Annotated in this window: 21 protein-coding genes and 2 pseudogenes; 16 read left to right on the top strand and 7 right to left on the bottom strand. The window is 73.0% G+C overall.

All coding sequences use genetic code 11. From position 1 onward, the window contains the following. The first annotated feature begins 110 nt into the window (after window positions 1–110). From ACIBK9_RS37425 to ACIBK9_RS37395, 7 genes and pseudogenes are all read left to right on the top strand, one after another. A complete protein-coding gene (locus tag ACIBK9_RS37425) occupies window positions 111–524 on the top strand; it encodes an SSI family serine proteinase inhibitor (protein ID WP_397163474.1) in 414 nt (137 codons plus the stop codon). 76 nt (window positions 525–600) lie between these two features. Beyond that, on the top strand, window positions 601–1,389 hold the full coding sequence (locus ACIBK9_RS37420; protein WP_397163472.1) for a GNAT family N-acetyltransferase: 789 nt from the start codon (window positions 601–603) through the stop codon (window positions 1,387–1,389). 61 nt (window positions 1,390–1,450) lie between these two features. Continuing rightward, window positions 1,451–2,887 (top strand): Nramp family divalent metal transporter, encoded by a 1,437-nt coding sequence (locus ACIBK9_RS37415; RefSeq protein WP_397163470.1) that lies wholly within the window; start codon window positions 1,451–1,453, stop codon window positions 2,885–2,887. Between the two features lie 47 nt (window positions 2,888–2,934). Continuing rightward, window positions 2,935–3,957, top strand: a pseudogene (locus ACIBK9_RS37410) (zinc-binding dehydrogenase); the annotation flags it as partial. 12 nt (window positions 3,958–3,969) lie between these two features. Further along, window positions 3,970–4,863, top strand: a complete 894-nt coding sequence (locus ACIBK9_RS37405) for an NADP-dependent oxidoreductase (protein ID WP_397163544.1) — start codon at window positions 3,970–3,972, stop codon at window positions 4,861–4,863. Between the two features lie 16 nt (window positions 4,864–4,879). Next, window positions 4,880–5,154, top strand: a pseudogene (locus tag ACIBK9_RS37400) (helix-turn-helix transcriptional regulator); the annotation flags it as partial. Between the two features lie 51 nt (window positions 5,155–5,205). After that, window positions 5,206–6,327: a C45 family autoproteolytic acyltransferase/hydolase gene (locus ACIBK9_RS37395; RefSeq protein ID WP_397163542.1), complete on the top strand. Its 1,122-nt coding sequence runs from the start codon at window positions 5,206–5,208 to the stop codon at window positions 6,325–6,327. On the opposite strand, the gene ACIBK9_RS37390 is transcribed toward ACIBK9_RS37395, so the two are convergent. From ACIBK9_RS37390 to ACIBK9_RS37380, 3 genes are read right to left on the bottom strand one after another with little or no spacing between them, the layout of a single operon-like run. Continuing rightward, window positions 6,288–7,796: an AMP-binding protein gene (locus tag ACIBK9_RS37390; RefSeq protein WP_397163468.1), complete on the bottom strand. Its 1,509-nt coding sequence runs from the start codon at window positions 7,794–7,796 to the stop codon at window positions 6,288–6,290. The two genes, ACIBK9_RS37395 and ACIBK9_RS37390, sit on opposite strands and share 40 nt — an antisense overlap. Continuing rightward, window positions 7,797–8,828 carry an acyl-CoA dehydrogenase family protein gene (locus tag ACIBK9_RS37385; protein WP_397163466.1) on the bottom strand — a complete coding sequence of 344 codons (1,032 nt, stop codon included), beginning with the start codon at window positions 8,826–8,828 and terminating at the stop codon, window positions 7,797–7,799. It lies immediately after the preceding gene. Beyond that, window positions 8,825–9,991, bottom strand: a complete 1,167-nt coding sequence (locus ACIBK9_RS37380) for an acyl-CoA dehydrogenase family protein (RefSeq protein WP_397163464.1) — start codon at window positions 9,989–9,991, stop codon at window positions 8,825–8,827. Before ACIBK9_RS37380 ends, ACIBK9_RS37385 begins: the two co-directional genes overlap by 4 nt. Before the next feature lie 163 nt (window positions 9,992–10,154). Here ACIBK9_RS37380 and ACIBK9_RS37375 point away from each other — a divergent pair, with 163 nt between their 5' ends. From ACIBK9_RS37375 to ACIBK9_RS37360, 4 genes are all read left to right on the top strand, one after another. Further along, window positions 10,155–11,504 carry an ATP-binding protein gene (locus tag ACIBK9_RS37375; protein WP_397163462.1) on the top strand — a complete coding sequence of 450 codons (1,350 nt, stop codon included), beginning with the start codon at window positions 10,155–10,157 and terminating at the stop codon, window positions 11,502–11,504. An 11-nt stretch (window positions 11,505–11,515) separates the two neighbouring features. After that, window positions 11,516–12,115 (top strand): TetR/AcrR family transcriptional regulator, encoded by a 600-nt coding sequence (locus tag ACIBK9_RS37370; RefSeq protein WP_397163461.1) that lies wholly within the window; start codon window positions 11,516–11,518, stop codon window positions 12,113–12,115. Between the two features lie 69 nt (window positions 12,116–12,184). After that, complete coding sequence (locus ACIBK9_RS37365) at window positions 12,185–13,162, top strand: diiron oxygenase (RefSeq protein ID WP_397163459.1); 978 nt, start codon at window positions 12,185–12,187, stop codon at window positions 13,160–13,162. Beyond that, a complete protein-coding gene (locus tag ACIBK9_RS37360; RefSeq protein ID WP_397163458.1) occupies window positions 13,159–13,956 on the top strand; it encodes an SDR family NAD(P)-dependent oxidoreductase in 798 nt (265 codons plus the stop codon). Before ACIBK9_RS37365 ends, ACIBK9_RS37360 begins: the two co-directional genes overlap by 4 nt. Before the next feature lie 28 nt (window positions 13,957–13,984). Here the strand turns inward: ACIBK9_RS37360 and ACIBK9_RS37355 are convergent, their stop codons facing one another. Further along, on the bottom strand, window positions 13,985–14,746 hold the full coding sequence (locus ACIBK9_RS37355; protein ID WP_397163456.1) for a class I SAM-dependent methyltransferase: 762 nt from the start codon (window positions 14,744–14,746) through the stop codon (window positions 13,985–13,987). A 51-nt stretch (window positions 14,747–14,797) separates the two neighbouring features. On the opposite strand from ACIBK9_RS37355, the gene ACIBK9_RS37350 reads away from it, so the two are divergent. After that, the gene (locus ACIBK9_RS37350; RefSeq protein ID WP_397163454.1) at window positions 14,798–15,418 is read left to right on the top strand and encodes a copper resistance protein CopC; all 621 of its coding nucleotides are present in this window, start codon (window positions 14,798–14,800) and stop codon (window positions 15,416–15,418) included. Continuing rightward, the gene (locus ACIBK9_RS37345) at window positions 15,415–16,449 is read left to right on the top strand and encodes a CopD family protein (RefSeq protein WP_397163452.1); all 1,035 of its coding nucleotides are present in this window, start codon (window positions 15,415–15,417) and stop codon (window positions 16,447–16,449) included. The genes ACIBK9_RS37350 and ACIBK9_RS37345 overlap by 4 nt, the downstream gene beginning before the upstream one ends. Here ACIBK9_RS37345 and ACIBK9_RS37340 read toward each other — a convergent pair. After that, window positions 16,407–17,591 carry a hypothetical protein gene (locus ACIBK9_RS37340; RefSeq protein ID WP_397163451.1) on the bottom strand — a complete coding sequence of 395 codons (1,185 nt, stop codon included), beginning with the start codon at window positions 17,589–17,591 and terminating at the stop codon, window positions 16,407–16,409. The two genes, ACIBK9_RS37345 and ACIBK9_RS37340, sit on opposite strands and share 43 nt — an antisense overlap. A gap of 69 nt (window positions 17,592–17,660) precedes the next feature. Then, the gene (locus tag ACIBK9_RS37335; RefSeq protein WP_397163449.1) at window positions 17,661–18,944 is read right to left on the bottom strand and encodes a cytochrome P450; all 1,284 of its coding nucleotides are present in this window, start codon (window positions 18,942–18,944) and stop codon (window positions 17,661–17,663) included. A 94-nt stretch (window positions 18,945–19,038) separates the two neighbouring features. Here ACIBK9_RS37335 and ACIBK9_RS37330 point away from each other — a divergent pair, with 94 nt between their 5' ends. The 3 genes from ACIBK9_RS37330 to ACIBK9_RS37320 are packed head-to-tail and all read left to right on the top strand — an operon-like array spanning window position 19,039 to window position 22,977. Continuing rightward, the gene (locus tag ACIBK9_RS37330) at window positions 19,039–19,446 is read left to right on the top strand and encodes a PaaI family thioesterase (protein WP_352321529.1); all 408 of its coding nucleotides are present in this window, start codon (window positions 19,039–19,041) and stop codon (window positions 19,444–19,446) included. A 46-nt stretch (window positions 19,447–19,492) separates the two neighbouring features. Then, complete coding sequence (locus tag ACIBK9_RS37325; protein WP_397163446.1) at window positions 19,493–22,132, top strand: CocE/NonD family hydrolase; 2,640 nt, start codon at window positions 19,493–19,495, stop codon at window positions 22,130–22,132. Further along, window positions 22,129–22,977 carry an ABC transporter permease gene (locus tag ACIBK9_RS37320; RefSeq protein ID WP_387663860.1) on the top strand — a complete coding sequence of 283 codons (849 nt, stop codon included), beginning with the start codon at window positions 22,129–22,131 and terminating at the stop codon, window positions 22,975–22,977. Before ACIBK9_RS37325 ends, ACIBK9_RS37320 begins: the two co-directional genes overlap by 4 nt. Here ACIBK9_RS37320 and ACIBK9_RS37315 read toward each other — a convergent pair. Beyond that, a complete protein-coding gene (locus tag ACIBK9_RS37315; protein ID WP_397163444.1) occupies window positions 22,970–23,446 on the bottom strand; it encodes a VOC family protein in 477 nt (158 codons plus the stop codon). The genes ACIBK9_RS37320 and ACIBK9_RS37315 overlap by 8 nt on opposite strands. Window positions 23,447–23,538 lie beyond the last annotated feature (92 nt).

The following is a 23,538-nucleotide window of genomic DNA, read 5'->3' as shown; positions in this document are numbered from 1 at the left end:
CGGGGACAGCATTCTGTCACTCCTTCACCAGTGGTATCGATATGGTGACTGCCTGTAGTCATTTGACGTGCGCCGCCACTCTCGGGGCGCACGTTGACCAGGGAGGTTCCATGAAATCCGTGCTGACCGCCGCTCGCAGGACGGCCGCCCTAGCCCTGTGCGCGTCCGCCGCGCTCGTCGTCCCGTTCGGGGCGAGCCCGGCCGGTGCCGCCACCGACGACGAGCCGGGCGTGCTGCTGTACATCACCGTCACGCCCAGCAACGGCGGCGGCGCGTACGCGATGCGGCTCACCTGCGACCCCGACGGCGGCACCCACCCGCGCCCGCGCACGGCCTGCGCCGAGCTGCACGAGGTCGACGGCGTGGTCAAGGACCTCAACGTCGACCCGGGCGCGTGCCCGCGCAACTACTCCCCCGTCTCCGTGCGCGTCAGGGGCCACTGGTACGGCCGCACGACGTCCTACGACAGGAAGTTCGAGAACGACTGCCTGATGGAACGCACGCTCGGGCCGCTGGTGAAGTGATCCCCGGCAATCCCTGACATGCCCGTCCGCCGAGCGCGGGCGGGCATGTCGCCGTCCGGCGGGCATAGTGGGGGGCATGACGAGCCGGGAGGAGGCCGCCGAGGCGGCGGCCAAGAGTGGTGTGACCATCCGCGAGTTGCACGAGATGGGCGAGTTCGCGCAGGTCTTCCGGCTCTTCGACGAGATCTGGCGGCCCGATCCGGGCAACGCGCCGATCAGCGTCGAGTTGATGGCCGGGTTCGCGCACACCGGCAACTACGTGGCCGGCGCGTACGAGGGCGACGTGCTGGTGGGCGCGTCGGTGGGCTTCCGGGCGGCGGACGGCGCGCTGCACTCGCACGTGACGGGCGCCTCGATCGGCCGGGGCATCGGCTACGCGCTCAAGCTGCACCAGCGGGCGTGGTGCCTGGATCGGGGCCTGGACCGCGTCACCTGGACCTTCGATCCGCTCGTCCGCCGCAACGCCCGGTTCAACCTGGTCAAGCTGGGCGCCCGCCCGCAGGAGTACCTGCGCGACTTCTACGGCGTCATGGCCGACGCGATCAACGAGGGCGACTCCTCCGACCGGCTGCTGGCGGTGTGGCCGCTGGACGAGCGCCCGCTCGGGCCCCGGGTGGAACCGGCCGAGGGCCGCGTCCGGGTGCTGGCCGACGACGGCTCCGGCCCGGTCGTGCGGCCGGCCGACGCGGACGTCGTGCTGGTGGGCACGCCGCCCGACGTCGAACGGCTGCGCGTGCACGACCCGGCGGCGGCCAGGGCCTGGCGGACGGCGATGCGCGAGGTGCTGGGCGGCCTGATGGAGTCCGGCGGGCGGGTGGACGGGTTCACCGGCCAAGGGGACTACGTGGTGACCCTGACCGGATAGTTCACCGGCGTAAGCGATCTGCGTAAGGTGACGGTACGGGAAGCCGACCGAGGAGATCCGCATGACGGACTTCACCCCCACCGTCCCCGCGCGAGTCCTGCCGTCCGTCGCCGTCCGCGACCTGCCCGACCCTCCCCGCTCGACCTGGCGCGTCATCGGCCCGGGGCTGGTCGGGGCGGGGGTGGGACTGGCGTCGGGCGAGTTCATCCTCTGGCCCTACATCGCCTCCCAGGTGGGGCTGGTGTTCGTCTGGGGCGCGGCGGTCGGCATCGTCACCCAGTGGTTCCTGAACATGGAGATCGAGCGGTACACGCTGGCCACCGGCGAGACCGCGCTGACCGGGTTCAGCCGGATGTGGCGGCACTGGGGGCTGGTCTTCGTCGTGATGACGCTGGCCTCGAACCTGTGGCCGGGGTGGGTGACCACGTCCGCGACCATGGTGACGTACCTGACCGGGGCCGGGGCGGGCGGGGTGCGCTGGATCGCGATCGGCATGCTCGTCGTGATCGCGCTGGGCCTGACGCTGGCGCCGGTGATCTACACGGTCCTCGAACGGGTGATCTTCGTGAAGATCGCCCTGGTGGCCACGCTGGCGGTGGTCGCCATCCTGTTCGCGATCAACGCCGACAGCTGGGTCGAGCTGGGCAAGGGGCTTACCGTAGGCGCCCGCTTCCCGGCCGGGGAGCTCGGGATCGCCGTGCTCATGGGCGCCGTCGCCTACGCCGGCGCGGGCGGCGGCCAGAACCTGTGCCAGAGCAACTGGATCCGCGACAAGGGCTTCGGCATGGGCGTGTACGTCCCGCGCCTGGTCAGCCCGGTCACCGGCGAGGAGGAGGCGGCCGCCTCGACCGGCTTCCAGTTCCCGCCGACCGGCGACAACCTGGCACGCTGGCGCCGGTGGTGGCGCTTCGCCAACGCCGAGCAGGGCGCGACGTTCGCGCTGGTGTCGTTCCTGACGATCGGGCTGATGTCGATGCTGGCCTACTCCACCGTCTTCGGCCGGCCGGAGGTGGCGGGCAAGAACGACATCGGCTTCCTGAAGGTCGAGGGCGAGGTGCTGCAGGGCGCGGTCGGCACGTGGTTCGGGATCCTGTTCTGGCTGATCGGCGCGCTGGCCCTGTTCGCCTCGGCGATGGGCATCGTCGACTACACCTCGCGGCTGGCCTCGGACACGATCAAGACGGTCTACCTGCGCGACCGTCCCGTGTCGGTGAACCGGGTGTACTTCGTCACCGTCTGGGCGATGACGCTGGTCGGCATCGCGATCCTGCTGCTCGGGCTCGACCAGCCGCTGATCCTGCTGGTGTTCTCGGCGTGCTTCGCGGCGGTGATGATGTTCGTGTACTCGATCCTGCTGATCGTGCTGAACCGGCGGGCGCTGCCGGAGGCGATCAAGGTCAGGTCGTACCGGCTGGGGGCGCTCATCTGGTCGGTGGCGTTCTTCGGGACGCTGACCGTCCTGGTGGTCGTCCAGCAGGCGCGGAAGCTGACCGGCTGATCGCCGGGGTTGACCTCAATTTCGCTTGAGGTAGGAGACTCGGCGGCATGGATGTTGTCGAGGTGACGAAGTTCGGTGGTCCCGACGTGCTCCGGGTGCGGCGGGTGGACGATCCCGTCGCGGGGCCGGGGCAGGTGGTCGTCGGCGTCTCGGTGGCCGACGTGATGTCGCTGGACGCCCAGTTGCGCGCCGGGTGGGGGCAGGAGTGGTTCCCGAACCGGCCGCCGTTCGTGCCGGGGACCGGGGTGGCCGGACGGGTGGTGTCGGTGGGCGAGGGGGTGGATCCCGGCTGGACGGGGCGTCGGGTCGCGGCCCTGGTGTCCGGCGGGTACGCCGAGCGGGTCGTGACCGGCGTGGACACGCTCGTGCCGGTGCCCGACGAGGTGAGCTCGTGGCTGGCGGCGGCGGTGCTGCAGGTGGGCCCGGCGGCGATCAGCCTGGTGGCGGCGGCGGAGCTGAAGCCGGGGGCGCGGGTGCTGGTCACGGGGGCCGGCGGGGCGCTGGGCCTGCCGATCGTCCGGCTCGCGCGGGCCGCCGGCGCCCGGGTGACGGCCGCCGCGCACGGCCCGGCCAAGCGGGCGGCGGCGCTGGCGGCGGGCGCGGCCGAGGCGGTCGACTACCCGGCCCTGGCCACCCGTGAGACCGATGGGGGCACCGACCACCCCGCCCTGAACGCCACCGGCCCCCACGAGACGGAAGCGGGCGCGGGAGCTGACGTGACCATGGCCGGCGGGGGCGCGGTGGGGGCGTTCGACGTGGTCTTCGACGGGGCCGGGGGGCGGGTGGGGGCCGAGGCGTTCGCGTCGCTCGGGCCCGGCGGGGTGTTCTTCGCGTACGGGGTGCCGAGCGGTTCGACCGCGCTGGTGGACCCGGCCGAGGCGGCGCGCCGGGGGGTGCGGCTGGTCGGCATGGAACAGGTGCAGTTCGCCCCCGAGGAGTTCCGCCGCCTGGCCGGGCAGGCGCTGCGCATGGCGGCCACCGGCGAGCTGACGACCGTCGTCGGCCTGGCCGTGCCGCTCGACCGCGCCCACGAGGCGCACGCCGCCCTGGAGGCCCGCGAGCTGGTCGGCAAGGCGGTCCTGCTGGTCACCGCCCAGGCCGTGCGCTACCACGAGCACGGCGGCCCCGAGGTGCTGGCGCTGGAGGAGGTGCCGCTGCCCCGGCCCGGGGCCGGGCAGGTACGCGTGGCGGTCCGGGCGGCCGGGGTGAACGCCCTGGACTGGAAATTGCGCACCGGCTTCCGCGGCACGCCGCCCGACGGCCCGCAGGGCACCGGGATCGAGCTGGCCGGGACGGTCGACGCACTCGGCCCCGGGGTGACCGGCCTGGAGGTGGGCCAGGCGGTGTTCGGGCAGGTCCCGTCCGGGGCGGCGGCCACGTACGCGCTGGCCGAGGCCGCCGCGCTGCGTCCCAAGCCGGAGCACCTGTCGTACGCGGAGGCGGCCGCGCTGCCCGTCGCGCTGGAGACCGCCCACCGCGCGCTGGCGGAGCTGGGCCTGCGCGCGGGTGAGACGCTGCTCGTCCACGCGGTCGCGGGCGGCGTCGGCCTGGCCGCCGCGCAGCTCGCGCTGGCCCGGGGCGCCCGCGTGATCGGCACCGCGAGCGAACCCCACCACGCCTTCCTGCGCGACCTCGGCGTCGTGCCGGTCACCTACGGGGACGGGCTGGAACAGCGCCTCCCCGGCCCCGTGGACCGGGTGCTGGACGCCTCGGGACGCGGCGAGGTCGCGCTGTCGGTCAGGCTCACCGGCGATCCGGCCAAGGTGATCACCATCGCCGATCCGGCGGGCGCGGCCGAGCACGGCGTGCGGTTCTCCACGGGCAAGGGCGAGCCGTTCCCGGCGGACGTGCTGCCGCGCATCCCGGTCGCGGAGGTGTTCCCGCTGGAGCGGGTGGCCGACGCCCACCGGCGCAGCCAGGACGGCCACTTCCTCGGCAAGCTCGTCCTCGACGCGGAAGCCTCCTTGCCGCGTTAGCGGGCAGACTGGGCGCCTGCTGGAAACCTCCGCCCGCCTGCTCCACCTGCTCTCGCTGCTCCAGGCGCACCGCGAACGGACGGGCCCGGACCTGGCCACCCGGCTGCGGGTCTCGACCAGGACGATCCGCAACGACGTCGAGCGCTTGCGCACGCTCGCCACCCCGTGCACGCCACGCCCGGGGTGGCCGGCGGGTACCGGCTCGGCGCGGGGGCGGCGCTGCCGCCGCTGCTGCTCGACGACGAGAAGGCCGTGGCGGTCGCGGTCGGGCTCGGCCGGGCGGCGGGCGGCGGTCAGCGGACGGTAGGAGCCCGGTCAGCGGGCGGCGGCACCATCGGCGGCATGACCAACATGACCTGCGTGGCCGGCGGCAATGACGACTTCCAGCTCGTCACGCACCTCACCGTCACCGGCAGCCAGTTCGAGATCGGCCGGGTGCTCACCGAGGAGGCCCGCCGGCTCGGCTGGTCGCCCACGACCGCCGACCCGGCGGTGATCAGAGCAAGGATGTCCTGGTTCGAACGGAACTGGCCGCAGCACCACGCCCGCATGGACGGCGCCGCCGCGGCGCTCGGCCTCGACCCCGACCAGGACGAGCTGGCCCTCGACGGCTGGAACTTCGTGCCCGCGGGCGCCGCCTGCTCGGCCCTGTGGTGCCCGCCGTCCGCCTCCGCCGACGGGCACGGCAGGGTGGGCCGCAACTACGACTTCTTCCTGCACACCACCAGCCAGCTCATGGGCGAGCCGGCCCGCCCCGGCGAGCTGCCCATGGCCGCCCGCCCGTACGTGATCAGCACCGTGCCCGACGACGGGCTCGCCTCGACCGTCATCACCATGAACGGCCTCGACGGCTGCATCGACGGCATCAACGAGGCCGGCCTGGCCGTCATGCTGCTGATCGCCGACGCCGAGACCGCCACCCCGCCGCGGCTGGACGTCCCGCAGGTGGGGCTCGGCAGCCTGCAACTGCCCCGGTTCCTCATGGACACCTGCGAGACCGCGGCCCAGGCCAGGCAGGCGCTGCTGGGGGCCAAGCAGTACGACCTCGGCCTGCCCCTGCACTACCTGGTCGCCGACGCCCACGGCCAGGCGTTCGTGTGGGAGCGCGGCACGGACGGCACCGAGCACGCCGTCGAGTTCGGCGACGGCCCGCTGTGCGTCACCAACCACCTGCTGCACCGCCATCCCGACCCGATGGCCCTGCCCGCCGACACCCCGGCGAGCCTGGGCACCTACGGCCGGCTGCGCACCCTGTACGAGCGCAGCAAGGGCGCCACCATGTCCGCCGAAGACCTGCGGGACAGCCTGCGCGCGGTGCGGCCGGCGGAGGATGCCGCCGGGCCGTTCCGCACGCTGTGGACCACGGTCTTCGACACCGCCGACCGCACCCTCGCCACCCGCTTCTACCTCGGCGACGGCCGCGACTACAGCGAGGAGCTGGTGTTCCCCGCCTCGGCCAGGTAACCCTCGCGCACCTTCGAGCGCGACAGCTTGCCCGTGGGGGTGCGCGGGAGCCGGTCGCGGTACTCGACGACCTTCGGGTGCTTGAACCGGGCGAGCCGGGGCCCGCAGTGTTCGAGCAGCTCGGCGGTTAGCGCGGGGCCCGGCTCGACGCCCTCGGCGGGCTGGACGAGCGCGACCACGTTGTGGCCCCACTCCTCGTCGGGCACGCCGATGACCGCGACGTCGGCCACCGCGGGGTGCTCCAGCAGGGCGGCCTCGATCTCGGCGGGGTAGATGTTCACCCCGCCGGAGACGATCAGGTCGGTGCGCCGGTCGCACAGGAACAGGAACCCGTCGTCGTCGAGGTAGCCGATGTCGCCGGGGGCGTACCACTCGCCCAGCATGCTGGCGGCGGTCTTGGCCGGGTCCTTGCGGTACTCGAAGGAGCCCATCGAGGACTTGACGTAGATCATGCCGGGCTCGCCCGGCGGCAGCTCCTCGCCCTTCTCGTCGCAGATCTTGGCCTCGAACGTCGGCGCCGGGCGGCCCACCGTGCCGGGCCTGGCCAGCCAGTCGTGCGGCTTGACGGAGAAGGCGATCGCGGACTCGGTGGAGCCGTAGTACTCGTACAGCACCGGGCCCCACCAGTCCATGATCGCCTGCTTGACGGCGACCGGGCAGGCCGCGGCCGTGTGGATGACCTGGCGCAGGCTCGACACGTCGTACTTGGCCCGGACGTCCTCGGGGAGCTGGAGCATGCGGTGGAACATGGTCGGCACCATCATGGCGTTGGAGACGTGGTGGCGCTGGATCAGCTCCAGGATGTCGACCGGGTCGAACCTGGGCGTGATCACCACCGTGTGCCCGAGGTGCAGCGCGAACTGGGTGTGCGCGCAGGGCGCCGAGTGGTACATGGGCGAGGTCACCAGGTGCACGGCGTCGCCCGGCGCGAGGTCGACGACCTCGCCGAGGAACCACGTGTACAGCGGCACGATGGCCTCCGGCTCGGCGTCGGGCAGCGCGCGCTGCACGCCCTTGGGGAAGCCGGTGGTGCCGGAGGTGTACCACATGACCGCCCCGGCCGTACGTCCGTCGGGGGCGTCCGCGGGCTGGCCCTCGGCCAGTCCGGACGTGCCGATCTCGGCGCCCGGCACGGCGTGCGCGGCGTCGGTGACGACGACCTTGGCGTCGCAGTCGGCCAGGATGTAGGACACCTCGGACTCGGTGAGGTGCCAGTTGACCGGCACGTAGTAGAGCCCGATCTGGCCGGTCGCCATGAGCATGACGACGGCGTCGACGCCGTTGGTCAGCACGCCCGCGACCACGTCGCCCTTGCCCAGCCCGCGGGCCCGCAGGCCGTGGGAGACCTGGTTGACCCGGGCGAGCAGCTCGCCGTACGTGGTCCGGGTGCCGTCGGTGTCGATGACGGCCAGGCGGCCGGGGTCGGCGGCGGCGATGGCGTAGAAGCCGGGAAGGCCGCTGATGTCCATCTACAGCTCCAGGAGTTCCGCGAGACGGGCCCGGTGGATGCGGGGCGGGCCGAGCAGCACCTCGTCGGCCTTGGCCCGCTTGTAGAACAGGTGCGCGTCGTGCTCCCAGGTGAAACCTATGCCGCCGTGCAGGAGCAGGTGGTCGCGGGCGACCTCGAAGCAGGCGCGGCCCACGTACGCCTGGGCCAGGGGGGCGGCGCCGGGCAGCTCGGCGGGCGACTCGTCGGCGGCCCAGGCGGCGTACCTGACGATCGACTCGGCCTGTTCGAGCTTGCCGTGCATGTCGGCGAGCTTGTGCTTGACGCCCTGGTAGGAGCCGATGTAACGGCCGAAGGCGACACGGATCTTGGCGTAGGCGACGATGGCGTCCAGCGAGGCGCGCAGCACGCCCAGCTGCTCGGCGGCGAGCGCGACGCACAGCCGGTCGCCGATGCCGCTGCCGGCGGGCGGACGGCCGAGCACGCGGGCGGGGGCGTGCTCCAGGGTCACCCGCGCCTGGCCGCGCGTGAGGTCGAGCGTCTCCAGCGGGGTCCGCGTGACGCCGGGGCCGGCCAGGTCGACGGCCACCAGCAGCACGCCGCCGTCGCCGGGCGCGGGCGCGAGCAGCACGTCCGCCTCCATGCCGGACAGCACCCGGGGCAGGGCGCCGGTGACGGCCGTGCCGTCGAAGGCGAGGTCGCTCTCGGGCTGGACGAGCGTGGCGGCGACGCGGCCCTCGGCGATGCCGCCCAGCAGCTCCTTGTCGGGCACCTGGGTGAGCGCCAGCGCGGCGAACTGGGTGGCGAGGAAGGGGCCGGGCAGCAGCGCGGCGCCGGTCTCCTCCAGGGCCACCGCGAGGTCGGCGAGCCCGGCCCCGGCGCCGCCGTGCTCCTCGGGGACGACCAGGCCGGACAGGCCGAGCTCGCCGTTGAGCCGGGCGTACACCTGGGGGTCGTAGCCCTCGCGGGCCTTGCGCAGCGGCGAGGCGGCGCGCAGGAAGTCGCGCACGGCCTCGCGGAGCTGCTGCTGTTCCTGGCTGAGTACGAGCTTCACCCCTGCGTCCCCACCTTCAGGTCCTTGAACGGCACGGTCTTGTCCACCCGCGGCTCCGGCGGCAGGCCGAGCACGCGGTCGCCGACGATGTTGCGCATGATCTCGTTGGTGCCGCCGCCCAGCGCCATGCCGGGGGCCAGCGAGATCGACCGGGACAGCGGGTGGTCGCCGACCACGGACTCGGGGCCGACGAGCTGGGTGGCGAGGTCGGCCTGGAACAGGGTCAGCTCGGCCAGCAGCAGCTTGGCGGCGCTGCCGCGGGCGCCGGGGAAGATGCCCGCCCTGGTCTCCTGGGCCAGTCGCTGGTTGAACAGGGCCAGGGCGCGGCTGCGGATGTGCAGCTCGACGAGCTGGTCGCGGACCAGCGGGTCGCTGGTGTCGAGCGTCTCGCGCAGCGCCTCGAAGGTGGCCGGGTTGTCCTTCTGCCCGCCCATGCCGACGCCCGCCGAGATCGACAGCCGCTCGTGCAGCAGGGTGGTGACGGCCACGCTCCAGCCGTCGTCGACCTCGCCGATCCGGTGCTCGTCGGGGATCGTCACGTTGTCGAAGAAGATCTCGTTGAAGTTGGCCCGGCCGGACATGTCCTTGAGCGGCCTGACCGTCACGCCAGGGTGGTGCATGTCCACCACGAACATGGTCAGGCCGCGGTGCTTGGGCACCTCGACGTCGGTGCGGGCCAGCAGCAGGCCCCAGTCGGCGTGGTGGGCGACCGAGGTCCAGACCTTCTGGCCGTTGACGACCCAGGTGTCGCCGTCGCGTACGGCGCGGGTCTGGAGGCTGGCCACGTCGCTGCCGGCGCCCGGCTCGGAGAACAGCTGGCACCAGACCTCCTCGCCGCGCAGCAGCGGCCGGACGAACCGCTCGCGCTGCGCGTCGGTGCCCCGGTCCACCAGCGTCGGCCCGGTCATGCCGAGCCCGATGGAGAAGACGTACGTGGGGAGGGTGTAGTCACGCGCCTCGGCGGCGAAGGCGCGCTCCTCGGCCTGCGTCAGCCCCTGGCCGCCCCACTCCCGCGGCCAGGTGATGCCGGAGTAGCCGGCGTCGTACAGCCTGGCCATGAACTCCTTGGCGCGGGCGAGGGCGTCGGCCCCTGACTGATCGTCGGCCGGGACGTTGTCGCGCAGCCACTCCGCGGCGGCACGCCGATACTCTGCAAGGTCCACATCGACTCCTTGGCATCAGTGTTCACTTACTCTAGTCAGGTCGCGGCGGCACGCATAGAGCAATGCTCTGGAGGGCCTTTCGGCCGCATTTGTCGCCGAAACTCCGCTAATTAGCACCACTCCCGCCTCCTGTGATCATCTGGTCGTCGGAGGGTGCGTGCGCATGTTCAGACGCTGGTCCGTGCAACGGCGGCTGACGCTGGCCGCCCTGCTGTGCGCGCTGGCGGGTTACGGCGTCACCGCGCTCCTCGTCACGCCGCTCGTGCACACGCTGGCCACCGGCTTCCTCACCGAGCAGACCGCCGGCGCCGCCCGCCGCATCGCCTTCGTCGTCGAGCGGGACGCGCCCGGCCGCCTGCGGCCCGTGGCCGTCACCGAGGGCACCGACCTCATCCAGGTCGTCGACGCGGACGGCCGGATCCGGCAGGCCAGCCCGCGCCTGACCGGTCAGCCGCCGCTCAGCACCAGCACCGCCACCGGCGCCGACGCCCGACTCGACACCACGTCCTGCACGAACCGGCTGCGCGGCGTCCACTGCCTGATCACCGTCGGCTTCCGGGCACACGTCGGCGGCAGACCCTGGATGATCTACGCCTACACCCCCGAGCTCCCCTGGTACATCAGCCCCTGGTACCCGCCGGCCACCGCGCTCGGCGTGCTGCTGCTGGCCGCCGTCACGGCCTGCGTGGCCTGGCTGACCGCGCGCAGGGCGCTGACCCCGGTCTCGGCGATCAGGGACGAACTGGCCGAGATCACCGCCACCGACCTCGGCCGCCGGGTGCCCAGGGGACGGCACCGGGACGAGCTCGACGACCTCGCCCGTACCGTGAACGAGACCCTCGACCGGCTCGAACGCGCGGTGGAGCAGCAGCGCAGGTTCGCCTCCGACGCCTCCCACGACCTGCGCAGCCCGATCGCGGCGATGCGCACGCAGGTCGAGGAGGCGATGCTGGCCCCCGAGGAGACCGACTGGCCCCGGACCGGCCGGCACGTGATCGAGGGCCTCGACCGCCTGCAGAACATCGTCGGCGACCTGCTGACCCTGGCCCGGCTGGAGGCCGGCGCGCCCGGCCGCCGCGAGCCGGTGGACCTGGCCAAGCTGGTGCGCGAGGAGCTGCTCCGCCGCCCGGAGCGCAAGCTGGTGGAGACGCGGCTGCGCTCGGGGGTGGTCGTCGAGGGCGACGCGCTGCGGCTGTCCCGCCTGCTGGCGAACCTGCTCGACAACGCCGAGAGGCACGCCGATACCATGATCACTGTGACTGTGGGTGAACACGAGGGACGGGCGGTGCTTGAGGTGCTCGACGACGGCGCCGGCATCGCCCCCGACCAGCGCGAAGCCGTCTTCCGGCGGTTCACCCGGCTGGCCGACTCCCGCCGACGCGACGCCGGCGGCACCGGGCTCGGCCTGCCCATCGCCCGCGAGATCGCCGAGGCCCACGAGGGCACGCTCACCATCGAGCCCTCCGAACGCGGCGCCCGGTTTGTCCTACAAATACCGTTGATCAGTAGTTAGAGTTACTCGCCGTGACACCCACTTTCAGCCGATTAAGACGCGAAGACCTCCTCAAGACGGCCTGCGAAGTGATCGCCGAGCAGGGGTTCGGTCACACCCGGACCCTCGACATCGCCCGCGCGGCGGGCGTCAGCCAGGCGTTGCTCTTCTACCACTTCGACACCAAGGACGGGCTGTTCGCGCAGGCGTTCGGCTACGCGGCCAGGCTGCATCTGGACGCGCTGTCCGACATCGAGGAGTCCCCCGCCGGCCCGCTCGAACGGCTGCGCGCCCTGCTGCGGCGCTGCTCGCCGGTGATCCCCTCGGACGAGTGGCGGCTGTGGATCGACGCCTGGGCCGAGGCGATGCGCAGCCCGGAGCTGGCGGAGATCTCCCGCCGGATCGACGCGCGCAGCCGTTCACTGCTGCTCTCGATCATCGAGGACGGCGTGCGCTCCGGCGCGTTCGCCTGCGGCGATCCGGAGGAGGCGGCCTGGCGGATCCTGGCGCTCATCGACGGCCTGGCGGTCCAGACACATGTGCATCCCCACGTGCTCTCCCGCCGCCGGGCCGCCGTCCTGCTGCGTACGGCGGTCGCCGGAGAGCTGGGGCTGCCCGTCGAGAACCTGTGACCCGGGTCCCTCTTCCACGCCTATTGGATCCTTCGTACAATTACAAGGGCGAGGAGAGGAGCAGCCGCGATGACATCCGCACCGAGCTCTGCCGCCGCCAGGGAGAACGACGAGAGGATCGCCGACCGCACCGCCTACGAGGCGGTCGTCGAACGCCTGTCGAAGGCGTCGGTCGACAGACACTGGGAGCCCTACCGCGACATCCCGTGGGACGACCCGGAGTTCCGGGTGGACCAGGCCGACCCGCGCTGGGAGCTGCCCGAGGTCGACAAGCTGGGCGGCCACCCGTGGTACCGCAGCCGCTCCCCCGAGGTCCGCGCCAGGATCGGCCTGTGGCGGGTCGCCACCGCCATGAAGATCGGCCTGCAGTTCGAGAACCTGCTCAAGCGCGGCCTGCTCAACTACGCCTACCGCCTGCCGAACGGCTCCCCCGAGTTCCGGTACGTCTACCACGAGACCATCGAAGAGGGACATCACGGGATGATGTTCCAGGAGTTCGTGAACCGCACGAAGCTCCCGATACGCGGCATGCCCCGGCCGCTGTCCCTGGTCGCCCAGATCGCGCCCTGGATCCCGCTGATCTCCACCGAGCTGTTCTTCGTCTTCGTCCTGGGTGGCGAGGACCCGATCGACCACGTGCAGCGTAAGGTGCTGAAGGACGGCCGGGCCCACCATCCGCTGGAAGAGACGATCATGCGCATCCACATCGCGGAGGAGGCCAGGCACATCTCCTTCGCCCGCCACTACCTCCGCGACCGGGTGCCGCGCATGCCCCGCCACCGGCGGATGTTGCTGAGCGTGATCTCGCCGGTCGTGCTCGGCGTGATGGCCCGCATCATGCTCGCGCCGCCCGGCCCGCTGATCAGGCACTTCCGCGTCCCGCCGCAGGTCGTGGCCGAGATCTACCGTGACAACCCGGCCGCCCGGCGGGAGATCCGCGACTCGGTCGGCCGCACGCGTGAGCTGTGCGCCGAGATCGGGCTCGTCAACGTCGTCAGCAGGAAGGTCTGGCAGGCCATGGGGATCTGGACGGGGCCGGGCCGGTGAAGGTCGCGGTGGTGACCGGGGGCGCCTCCGGGATCGGCCTCGCGGTGGCGCGGGAGCTGCGGCGCAGGGGCGTGACGGTGGTGATCGCCGACGTCGACGAGCGGGCGGGCAAGCAGGCCGCCGCCGACTCCGGGCTGGAGTTCGCCCGGCTCGACGTCACCGACGCCGAGGCCGTGGCCGCGCTGGTCACCCGGGTGAAGGCCGAACGCGGACGGCTCGACTTCCTGTTCAACAACGCCGGCATCGCGGTCGGCGGCCGCACCCGCGAGCTGACGCTCGACCACTGGAACCGGACGATCGACGTGAACCTGCGCGGCGTCGTCCACGGCGTGCACGCAGCCTATCCGATCATGGTGGACCAGGGCTTCGGGCACATCGTCAACACCGCCTCGCTGGCCGGGCTGGTGCCCGCGCCGCTGATGCTGCCGTACACGACGAGCAAGCACGCCGTGGTCGGGCTCTCGCTGGGGCTGCGGGCCGAGGCGGCCGCGTACGGGGTGCGGGTGAGCGTGGTCTGCCCGGGGTTCATCGACACGCCGCTGCTCGACCACGCCAACCCGGGGCTGCCGCAGAACGAGATCGCCGCCCACGCCAGGCGCGCGGCGGTGCGGGCGCAGGGGCGGCTCTATCCCGTCGACGCGCTGGCCGGGGACATCCTGCGCGGGGTGGCCAGGAACAAGGCGCTGATCGTGGCGCCGGCCTCGGGCCGGATCGCCTGGCGCGCCGCCCGGCTGTGGCCGTCGGCGGCGGTGCGGGTGGCGGGCTTCGCGGTCCGGCGGCTCACCCGGCGCTGAGGCCCGTCCGTCCGGGCCACCGGACCGGTCAGGCCGGACGCCGGGCGATGAGGACCTCGGTGGTCGTCGTCAGCTCCCAGCGGCCCGACGGCTCGGCGGCCAGCAGGGCGGCCCTGGCCGCCTCGACGAACGCGGGCAGGCGGTCGCCGAGCCTGGCCGGGGCCGTGTAGGAGTAGGAGAGCTGCAGGCCGAGCACGGCGTCGAGGTCGTAGGCGAGGCGGTGCTCGTACCGGCTCGACTCCAGGTCGGCGAAGGGCGAGGCGGCCAGCACGTCTTGGTGGTGCTCGCCGGTCTGCTGGAAGGAGCCGGCGGCCGTCCAGGTGTTCACCCCGAACTCCTCGCGCACCCGGCGCATGACCGGCTCCCACGGCTCCTCGGCGGGGTCGCGGGTGGGGCCGACGAGGGCGACGACGCCGCCGGGCGGCAGCAGCGCGTCGAGGTCGGCCAGCACCGCGCGGCGGTCCATCCAGTGGAACGACCGGCCCATCACGACGTGACCGAACGGCGGCAGCTCCCGCAGCGTCGTCGAGTCGCCGCGCAGCCAGCGGACGCCGGGCACGTCCGCCGCCAGCCGCCGCCCCTCGGCCAGCATCTCCTCGTCGGGGTCCACGGCCAGCACCTCGCGCACCCGCCCGGCCAGCGGGATCGCGATCGTCCCCGGGCCGCAGCCGAGGTCGAGCACGACGCCGTCCGGGCCGAACGCGCGGGCCAGCCGGTCGATGGCCGGATCGCCGTGCCCGGGCCGGTACTTGGCGTAGTAGGGCGCCGCGCCGCCGAAGAGGTCCGTCATGGGTGGGACCATATACGGGTTCGAGACTCGTTCGATGGAAGGTTTTGATCGGTGAGGCGGCTACTCACGGTCCTGTTGCTCGCGTGCGCCGCGGTCGGGTTCGCCCTTCCCGCGCAGGCGCACAACGTGCTGGTCGGCAGCGATCCGAAGGACGGCGCCACGCTGTCCGCCTCGCCCGCGCGGGTGACGCTGGTGTTCGACCAGGCGGTGCGCCAGGGCTACGCGCAGGTGGGCGTGACGGGGGCGGACGGCTCCTCGTGGGCCGACGGCGCGGCGGAGGTGTCCGCCGAGCGGGTCTCCGTCAAGGTCAGGCCGCTGCCCGCGGGCGGCTCGTACGTGGTGGGCTACCGGATCCTGTCCTCCGACGGCCATCCGGTGACCGGGAAGATCAGCTTCACCATGGCCGCCTCCGCCACCGGCGTCTCGGCCGGGCAGGCCGAGCAGGGCGACAGCGCCGAGGCGGCCGAGGCGGCGGCCAACGGCGGGGCCGGCATGGCGGTCGTGTGGATCGTGGCCGCGCTGCTGCTGCTGGCCGCGGGCACCGCCGTCGCCCTCCGCCGGGCCACCCCCGCCGGCGCGGACCCGGCGGCCACCTCGGCCACCTCGGCGACCTCCGCCGCCGCCGAGCCCGCCGAGGGCGCCGCCTCGTCCGAGGGCGGGACGCGGGCGTGACCGCGACCGTCTCCTCCCGTTCCAGCCGGCAGGCCGTCGGCGGGCGGCTCGTCGCCGGCGCCTTCGTCGTGTGCGGGATCGTCGCCGCCGTGGCGGCGTCCACGTTCACCGCGCAGGAGTCCGTGCCGGGCATCCCCATGCCGGGGCCGGTCGTGGCCTACGGCCTGCCGGTCGTCCGGGTGCTGCTCGACCTGGCCGCCGTCGCCGTGGTCGGCCTGAGCCTGGTGCCCAAGCTGCTCGGCTTCGACGACCCCGACGCCACCGAGCCGGTGCTGCGCCGGGTGCGTCCGCTCGCCGTGCTGGCGGCCTGGGCGTGGGCGATCTGCGCGCTGCTCACCATCGTGTTCCAGACGGCCGAGCTCAATCCGGGGCGTGTGCCCACGTTCGGCCTGATCGCCTCCTACGTCGAGGAGGTCGGCACCGGGCAGGGGCTGCTGTTCAGCGCGGCGTGCGCGCTGGCGGCGGCGGGCATCGGGCTGATGGCGGTCAGGTTCGGCGAGAAGGTGCCCGCGGAGCTGCGGATCATCGTGGCGCTGTTCGGGCTGCTGCCCATCCCGGTCACCGGGCACGCGGTCAACTCCGTCTGGCACGACCCCATCATGATCTCGATGGAGATCCACGTGATGGGCGCGGCGGCCTGGGCGGGCGGCCTGGCCGCCACGGCCGTGTTCGTCGCCCCCCACCGGGGGCTGCTGGCCGTGGCGCTGCCGAAGTTCTCCAGGATGGCCACCGTCTGCCTGCTCCTGGTCTCGCTGTCCGGGCTGGTCACGGGGCTCGGCACGATGGCCCTCACGCCCGGCGTCGAGCTGCCCGGCGCGATCCTGACCAGCCACTACGGCGTGCTCGTGGTGATCAAGACGGCGCTGGTGGCGCTGCTGGTGCCGCTGGCCGCCCACATCCGCTTCCGCCTGCTGCCGGTGATCCGCCGCGGCGGCGCCACCGCCCTGGTGAGCTGGACGGCGGCCGAAGTGGGCGTGATGGGGCTGGCCTACGGGGTGGCGGTCGCGATCACCCGGGCCTCGATCGGCTGAGCCCGCCGGTCGCGCCGCCCGGCGAGCCATTCGGCGGCCAGCCAGGCGACCATCAGGCCGAGCCCGGCCCACAGGGCCGACGACGTGACCAGGGGCGGGGCTCCGTACAGGCCGGTCTGGCCCTTGATCGCGCCGTAGACCGGGCCCAGGGCCGCGTTCTGCGCGACCAGCGCGCCGTAGGCGCCGGCGGTCACCGCGGCCGCCCCCACGACGGCGCGCACGGCCGGGACGCGCACCAGGAACGCCAGGTCCACCAGCAGCCCGGCCGCCACGAAGAAGAACGGCACCGCCGACGGCGGGAAGCCGCCGAAGGTGAGCAGCGGCCAGATCAGCGTGCGGAACCCGACGTACGCGCCGGCCACCAGCGTCGCCGCGCCGAACCTGCCGATCAGCAGCCTGGCCGCGACCAGCACCGACAGCCCGCCGACGACGGCGTAGACCGGGTAGAGGTAGTCGGGCACCGGCAGGGTGAACCCGGCCATCATGATCCGGTCGACCGGACGGCCCATCTGGTCGGCGGCGAAGCGCAGCAGGATCGGCTCGGCGTAGGTTGCCTGGTTGTCCCAGGCGCCGAGCGACAGGATGCCGTACTCCTGGTGCTGCTCGGGGAAGTGCACGTTCTCCAGGAAGAACGCGAGGAAGGCGCCCAGCACGACCGTGCGCTCCCGGCCGGGGGGCGCGCCCATGAACCAGCCCCTGATCACGCCCATGATCATGAAGAACGTTCCGACGTAGAGCATGATGTGCGACGGGCTCCACGAGGTGATGTCGAGCCCGTTGACGCGGTGGTTGATCAGGTCGAGCGGCACCGCGACGAGGAAGATCCCGGTCCCCCACTGGATGAGCCGCAGCGCCGCCTTGTCGACGCCGTAGCCGGTGTAGCCGTGGACGACGGTCAGCACGACGACCAGGGCGGTGCCGGCGGAGTTGAGCAGATGCGGCGGGGCGAGGTCGTCGCGCAGCCATTTGAAGTGCCACGAGACGTCCCAGGCCGAGCCGAGGAGCTTGAGCGTGAGCGCCACCAGCCATCCGAAGTAGAGCACCCGGAACAGGTCTTGCGGCGTCTCGCGCCCCGCCTGGCCTCTGGTCCAGTACGGCAAGGCCCATGCTGCGGCCTTCTTGAACGATGCTGGTGACTTCACGGCGCAAATCTTACGGTCATCCGGCCTATCGGTCTCAGATGTCCCATTTGTCTGGATGAGCGGCGGCCTTCAGGCCGGGCGGCGGGTCAGGCGTACCGGGAGGTGTTTGAGGCCGTTCTGGAAGTTGGAGGTGAGGCGTACCGGGGGGCCGGCGAGTTCGACGTCCCAGGCGAGCAGCTCGGCGAAGACCGCCCGGAGCTGGACGCGGGCGAGGTGGGCGCCGAGGCAGAAGTGCGGGCCGAACCCGAAGCTGACGTGGTCGTTGGGGGTGCGGGCGACGTCGAAGCGGTCGGGGTCGGCGAAGACGGCCGGGTCGCGGTTGGCCGAGGCGTGGTAGACGACCACCTTCTCCCCCGCCTGGATGCGCCGGCCGCCGAGCGTCAGGTCGCGGGTGGCCGTGCGGCGGAAGTCCATCACCGGGGGCCAGTGGCGCAGCATCTCCTCGACCGCGGACTCCAGCAACGACGGGTCGGCGCGCAGGCGGGCCAGTTCGGCGGGGTGGCGCAGCAGGCTGAGCAGGCCGCCGGGGATGCCGTTGCGCAGGGTCTCGTTCCCGGCGACGGCGAACAGGAAGAACATGTTCTCGAACTCGGCCCCGGTCAGGCCGCCCTTCCTCATGGCGGACATGACGGACTCGTGTGGGGTGTCGGCCAGGGCGTGGGCATAGGCGAACATGTCCGTCAGCGCGGCCCTGGACCTGGGGTTCATGCCCGGTTCGAGCTCGGGACGGGCGGCGACCGCCAGCCGGCCCACGGGGGTCAGGGACTCGACCTCGGCCGTGGACAGGCCGGCGTAGTCGTCGTCCTGGTAGCCGATGACGCGGGAGGCCCAGTCGTACAGCAGCCGCCTGTCCTGCTCGGGCACGCCCATCACGTGGGCCAGCGTCCAGACCGGCAGGTCGGCGGCCACCTCGACGAAGTCGCATTCACCGGGCGCGAGCAGCGCGGCCACCCGGTCCTTGATCGTGCGTTCCAGGGCGCGGACCGCGCGCGGCGTGAAGGCGGCCGCCACGATCCGGCGCAGCCTGGAGTGCTCTGGCGGGTCCATGTTGAGCATCATCGACCGGACGAACTCCAGGTCGGCAGGGGTGTCGGGGTCGCGGATCTGAGTAGCGCCGAGGTGGGAGGAGAAGTCGTCGGGGCTGCGCAGCACCCGTTTGACGTCGGCGTGCCGGAACACGCCCCAGTAGCCGGGCCCCTCGCGCCAGGGGCCGACGGCCGGCTCGGGGATCCAGCAGACCGGGCTCTCCCGGCGGAGCCGGGCGTACAGGTCGTAGGGGACGTCCGCCGCGTAGGTGGACGGCAGGAACACCTCGGCCAGGTCGCGCTCCTCCCCCTGCTTCGCGTCATCCACAGGACGCTCGCTCCGCTCCTCCGCCCGCTCGGGGTTATCCACAGGACGCTCGCTCCGCTCCTCCGCCATGCCCTACAGCGTGCATGATGAGCGCGTGACTCCAGAAGACGCACAGGCGATTCTCCGGCAATACTTCGCTCCCTGGATCCAGGAGCTCGGGCTGCGGGTGGAGGAGGTGGGCGAGCGCCACGCCGTCGTCCGGCTCCCCTGGTCCGACTCTCTGGCCAGGGAAGGCGGCGGGTTGTGCGGCCAGGCGATGATGGCCGCCGCCGACACCGCCACCGTCGTCGCGATCTCCTCCGCCAGGGGCGGGTTCGTGCCGATGACCACCGTGCAGCAGTCGACCACGTTCCAGCGGCCGGTGGTGGGCCGCGACGTGCTGCTCGACGTGCGCGTCACCAAGCTGGGGCGCTCGCTGGCCTTCTCGGAGGTCACGCTGACGCCCGACGGCGACGGCGATCCGGCCGCGCACGCCTCGACCGTCTACGCGATCCTCGGCTGAGGGCCGTCTCAGGGATCTCTCAGGTGCGGAAAGTAGGCTCACCGCCATGAAACGTGTGGCCGCGCTGGTCGCGGTGCTCGCCGTCCTCGGGGTGACGACGTGGCTGGTGTGGCCGTCCACCGCGGAGGCGCGCGGTCAGGACCAGCGGATCACGGTCGTCGACGGGCCCGCCGACGACCAGCGGGTGGAGCTCGACGCCACGTTCTTCCCGCCCGCCGGCGGCGGGAAGGCGCCCGCCGTGCTGGTCGCCCACGGGTTCGGCGGCAGCAAGCAGAGCGTCCGCCAGCAGGCCGCCCGCCTGGCCCAGGACGGCTACGCCGTGCTGACCTGGTCCGCGCGCGGCTTCGGCCGCTCCACGGGCGAGATCGCGCTCAACTCGCCCGACTACGAGGTCAAAGACGTCAAGCAGCTCGTCGACTGGCTGGCCAGGCGGCCCGAGGTGCGGCTCGACGCCGCCGGCGACCCGCGCGTGGGCATCACGGGCGGCTCGTACGGCGGGGCCATCGCCCTGATGGCCGCCGCCTACGACCAGCGCGTCGACGCCATCGTCCCGCAGATCACCTGGGCCGACCTGGCCGACGCCCTCTTCCCCAACGCCGCCGCCGGGTCCGCCACGGGCCCGCAGGCCGCGATCGGGCAGGGCGTGGCCGACGGCGTCTTCAAGCGCATGTGGGCGGGCATCTTCTTCGGCCAGGGCGTCTCCCTCGACACCTTCGCCGCCCAGTCCCGCCGCGAGGCCGCCGCCCCGCTGACCGTCGAGCAGGCCAGGTGCGGCCGCTTCCTGCCGGCGATCTGCGCCATCTACCAGCAGGTCGCCGAAGACGGCCGGGCCACGCCCGAGGCCGTCGCGCTGCTGCGCAGATCCAGCCCGGTCACCGTGGCCGGCCGGATCAAGGCGCCCACCCTGCTGCTCCAGGGCCAGCGCGACTCCCTGTTCCCGCTCGCCCACGCCGACGCCAACGCCCGGGCCATCGCCGCCGCCGGCACGCCGGTGAGCTTGGCCTGGTTCGACGGCGGGCACGACGGCGGCAACGGCGAGGCCGACTGGCTCTACGACCAGTCCTCGGCCTGGTTCGCCCGCCACCTCAAGCGCGAGGCCGCGCCCGCGGTGAGCGCGTTCACCGTCACCCGTGACGGCGGCCGCGACCCCGGCACCCGCCAGCGCATCAGGCTCCACCCCGAGGCCGCCGCCTACCCCGGCCTGGCCGGCACCGACACCGCCACGGTGCGGCTCGCCGGCCCCGAGCAGAACGTCGTCAACCCGCCCGGCGGCGCCCCCGCCTCGATCTCGACCGTTCCCGGCGTCGGGGGGCTGCTGAGCGGCCAGGGCGGCGGCGCGGGCGTGTCCATCGACATGCCCGGCCAGAGCGCGGCGTTCGAGTCGCCGCCGCTCACCGCCCCGCTCCAGCTCACCGGCAGCCCCACGGTCAAGGTCAAGGTGTCGGGCAAGGGCCAGGCGACCCTGTTCGCCAAGCTCTACGACGTCGCCGACGCCGTCCAGCCGCCCGCGCTGCCTGCCGGGCTGGTGGCGCCGTTCCGGGTCACGATCCCCGAGGGGGCCGGCTCGGCCGAGGCCACGGTCACCCTGCCGGCCGTCGACCACCGGTTCGCCGTGGGCCACCGGCTGCGGCTGGTCGTGACCACGACGGACATGGGGTTCGCGACCCCGGCCGAGCCCGCCGCGTTCGGCGTCTCCCTGGCCTCGCCCGCGCTGGCCGTCCCCACGGTCCGCACGCTCGCCGCGCCGCCGACCGGGGTGGCCTGGTGGGTGTGGGCGATGCCGCTGGCCGCCGTGCTCGCCGCCGCCGTCCTCCTGGCCACCGGCCGTCCCTCGGGCCGCGGCTCGGCGGCGAAGGCCGGCGTGAGCCCGAACGGCGACCGGGCGTCGGAGGCGCCGGGCGGTGACGGCGGGCGTGAGGCGCCGGGCGGTGACGGCGGGCGTGAGGTGCCGTTGGAGATCGTCGGGCTGACCAAGGCGTACCGCAACGGCGAGCGGGCCGTCGACGGGCTGTCGTTCCGGGTCGAGCAGGGTCAGGTTCTCGGCCTCCTCGGCCCCAACGGCGCCGGCAAGACGACCACGATGCGGATGATGATGGGCCTGATCCGTCCCGACTCCGGCGAGATCCGGATCTTCGGCGACCCCGTCACCCCCGGTGCGCCCGTGTTGTCCAGGCTGGGCTCGTTCGTGGAGGGCCCCGGCTTCCTGCCCCACCTGTCCGGCCGCGACAACATCGAGCTCTACTGGGCCGCCACCGGCCGCCCCGCCGCCGACGCCCACTTCGAGGAGGCGCTGGAGATCGCGGGCCTGGGCAAGGCGCTCGACCGCGCGGTGCGCACCTACTCCCAGGGCATGCGCCAGCGGCTGGCCATCGCCCAGGCCATGCTCGGCCTGCCCGACCTGCTGGTGCTCGACGAGCCCACCAACGGTCTCGACCCGCCCCAGATCCGGGAGATGCGCGAGGTGCTCAAGCGCTACGCGCGCGACGGCCGGACCGTCATCGTCTCCAGCCACATGCTGGCGGAGGTGGAGCAGACCTGCAGCCACGTGGTCGTCATGCACCGCGGCCGGCTGGTCTCCACCGGGCCCGTGTCGCGGCTGCTGAGCTCGGCGGCGGGCAACGGCAACGGGCACGGCGGTCCGCGCCTGGAAGACGTGTTCCTCGACCTCATCGGAGACAGATCATGACCGCCGCGCCCGGCTACGCGCCGCGCCGCACGCTGCCGCTGCGCGTGGAGATCGTCCGGCAGTTCAAGCGGCGGCGGACGCTGGTCATGTTCGGTCTGCTGCTGGCGTTGCCCTGGGTGCTGGTGATCGCGTTCCAGTTCGGGCCGCAGTCAGGCAACCAGGGGCCGTCGTCGGTGCGGATCAGCGACCTGGCCACCGCGAGCGGCCTGAACTTCGCCGCGTTCGCCCTGTCGGTGTCGGCGAGCTTCCTGCTGGTGGTGGCGGTCGCCCTGTTCTGCGGCGACACGGTGGCCGCCGAGGCCAACTGGTCGTCGTTGCGCTACCTGCTGGCCGCGCCGGTCCCCCGCGACCGCCTGCTGCGCCAGAAGCTGATCGTGGCGCTCGGCTTCTCGGCGGCGGCGGTGATCTGCCTGCCGCTGATGGCGCTGCTGGCCGGCACGGTCGCGTTCGGCTGGCACGACATCCAGGTGCCCGGCACCGGCGAGACGATCCCGGCGCTCGACGTGCTGCCCCGGTTCGGCATCGTGATCGGTTACGCCCTGGTCAGCCAGCTCGTGGTGGCGGCCCTGGCGTTCCTGGTCTCCACGGTGACCGACTCGCCGCTCGGCGCGGTGGGCGGGGCGGTGGGCCTGTGGATCGTGAGCACCATCCTGCAGGCGGTCGAGGCGCTGGGCACGCTGCGCGAGTTCCTGCCGACGTTCTGGAACAACGCGTGGCTGGACGCCCTGGCCCCCGAGCTCGACTGGAGCGGGATGGCCAAGGGCGCCTCGGTGTCGATCACCTATGCCGCGATCCTGATCGCCGTGGCCTTCCGCAGGTTCCGGCGCAAGGACGTGGTCAGCTGACGCCCTTGGCGGCGTCCTCCAGGCCCTTGATCTCGATCTTCCGCATGCCCAGCATGGCCTGCACGACCCGCTGGGCGGCGGCCGGGTCCGGCACGCTCATCAGCTCCTGCAGCGCCCTCGGGACGATCTGCCACGACAGGCCGTACCGGTCCTTCAGCCAGCCGCACTGCGACTCCTCGCCGCCGTCGGTGAGCCGGGCCCACAGGTCGTCGACCTCCTCCTGGGAGGCGCAGTCGACGTAGAGGGAGATCGCCTCGGTGAAGGTGAACTGCGGGCCGCCGTTCAGGGCGAGGAAGCGCTGCCCGGCCAGCTCGAAGGAGACCATCATGGCCTGCCCGGCAGGCCCGGGGCCGCCCTCCTGGTAGCGCTGGACGTCCAGGATGCGGGAGTCGGCGAAGATCGAGGTGTAGAACTCGGCCGCCTCTTCGGCCTGGTTGTCGAACCACAGGTAGGTCGTGATCTTCTGCATGTCGCCGGTCGTCCTTTCGAGACGTGTCGCGGGGGCCGGATCCGTGCCCGTCCCCTTCCTTTCATCGACGCGTCGAACGGGACGGGGGCGGA

The sequence above is a fragment of the Nonomuraea sp. NPDC050227 genome (genome assembly GCF_044459705.1).
Classification (GTDB): Bacteria; Actinomycetota; Actinomycetes; order Streptosporangiales; family Streptosporangiaceae; genus Nonomuraea.
The sequence above is the reverse complement of the archived record's forward strand: the minus strand, read 5'-3'. Positions and strand labels throughout refer to the sequence as shown.

Bases quoted from the DNA above. Each gene is read 5' to 3' on its own strand.
- ACIBK9_RS37425 (WP_397163474.1), top strand. From the start codon at position 111: ATGAAATCCGTGCTGACCGCCGCTCGCAGGACGGCCGCCCTAGCCCTG.
- ACIBK9_RS37420 (WP_397163472.1), top strand. From the start codon at position 601: ATGACGAGCCGGGAGGAGGCCGCCGAGGCGGCGGCCAAGAGTGGTGTG.
- ACIBK9_RS37415 (WP_397163470.1), top strand. From the start codon at position 1,451: ATGACGGACTTCACCCCCACCGTCCCCGCGCGAGTCCTGCCGTCCGTC.
- ACIBK9_RS37395 (WP_397163542.1), top strand. From the start codon at position 5,206: ATGACCAACATGACCTGCGTGGCCGGCGGCAATGACGACTTCCAGCTC.
- ACIBK9_RS37390 (WP_397163468.1), bottom strand. From the start codon at position 7,796: ATGGACATCAGCGGCCTTCCCGGCTTCTACGCCATCGCCGCCGCCGAC.
- ACIBK9_RS37375 (WP_397163462.1), top strand. From the start codon at position 10,155: ATGTTCAGACGCTGGTCCGTGCAACGGCGGCTGACGCTGGCCGCCCTG.
- ACIBK9_RS37365 (WP_397163459.1), top strand. From the start codon at position 12,185: ATGACATCCGCACCGAGCTCTGCCGCCGCCAGGGAGAACGACGAGAGG.
- ACIBK9_RS37355 (WP_397163456.1), bottom strand. From the start codon at position 14,746: ATGACGGACCTCTTCGGCGGCGCGGCGCCCTACTACGCCAAGTACCGG.
- ACIBK9_RS37325 (WP_397163446.1), top strand. From the start codon at position 19,493: ATGAAACGTGTGGCCGCGCTGGTCGCGGTGCTCGCCGTCCTCGGGGTG.
- ACIBK9_RS37320 (WP_387663860.1), top strand. From the start codon at position 22,129: ATGACCGCCGCGCCCGGCTACGCGCCGCGCCGCACGCTGCCGCTGCGC.
- ACIBK9_RS37315 (WP_397163444.1), bottom strand. From the start codon at position 23,446: ATGCAGAAGATCACGACCTACCTGTGGTTCGACAACCAGGCCGAAGAG.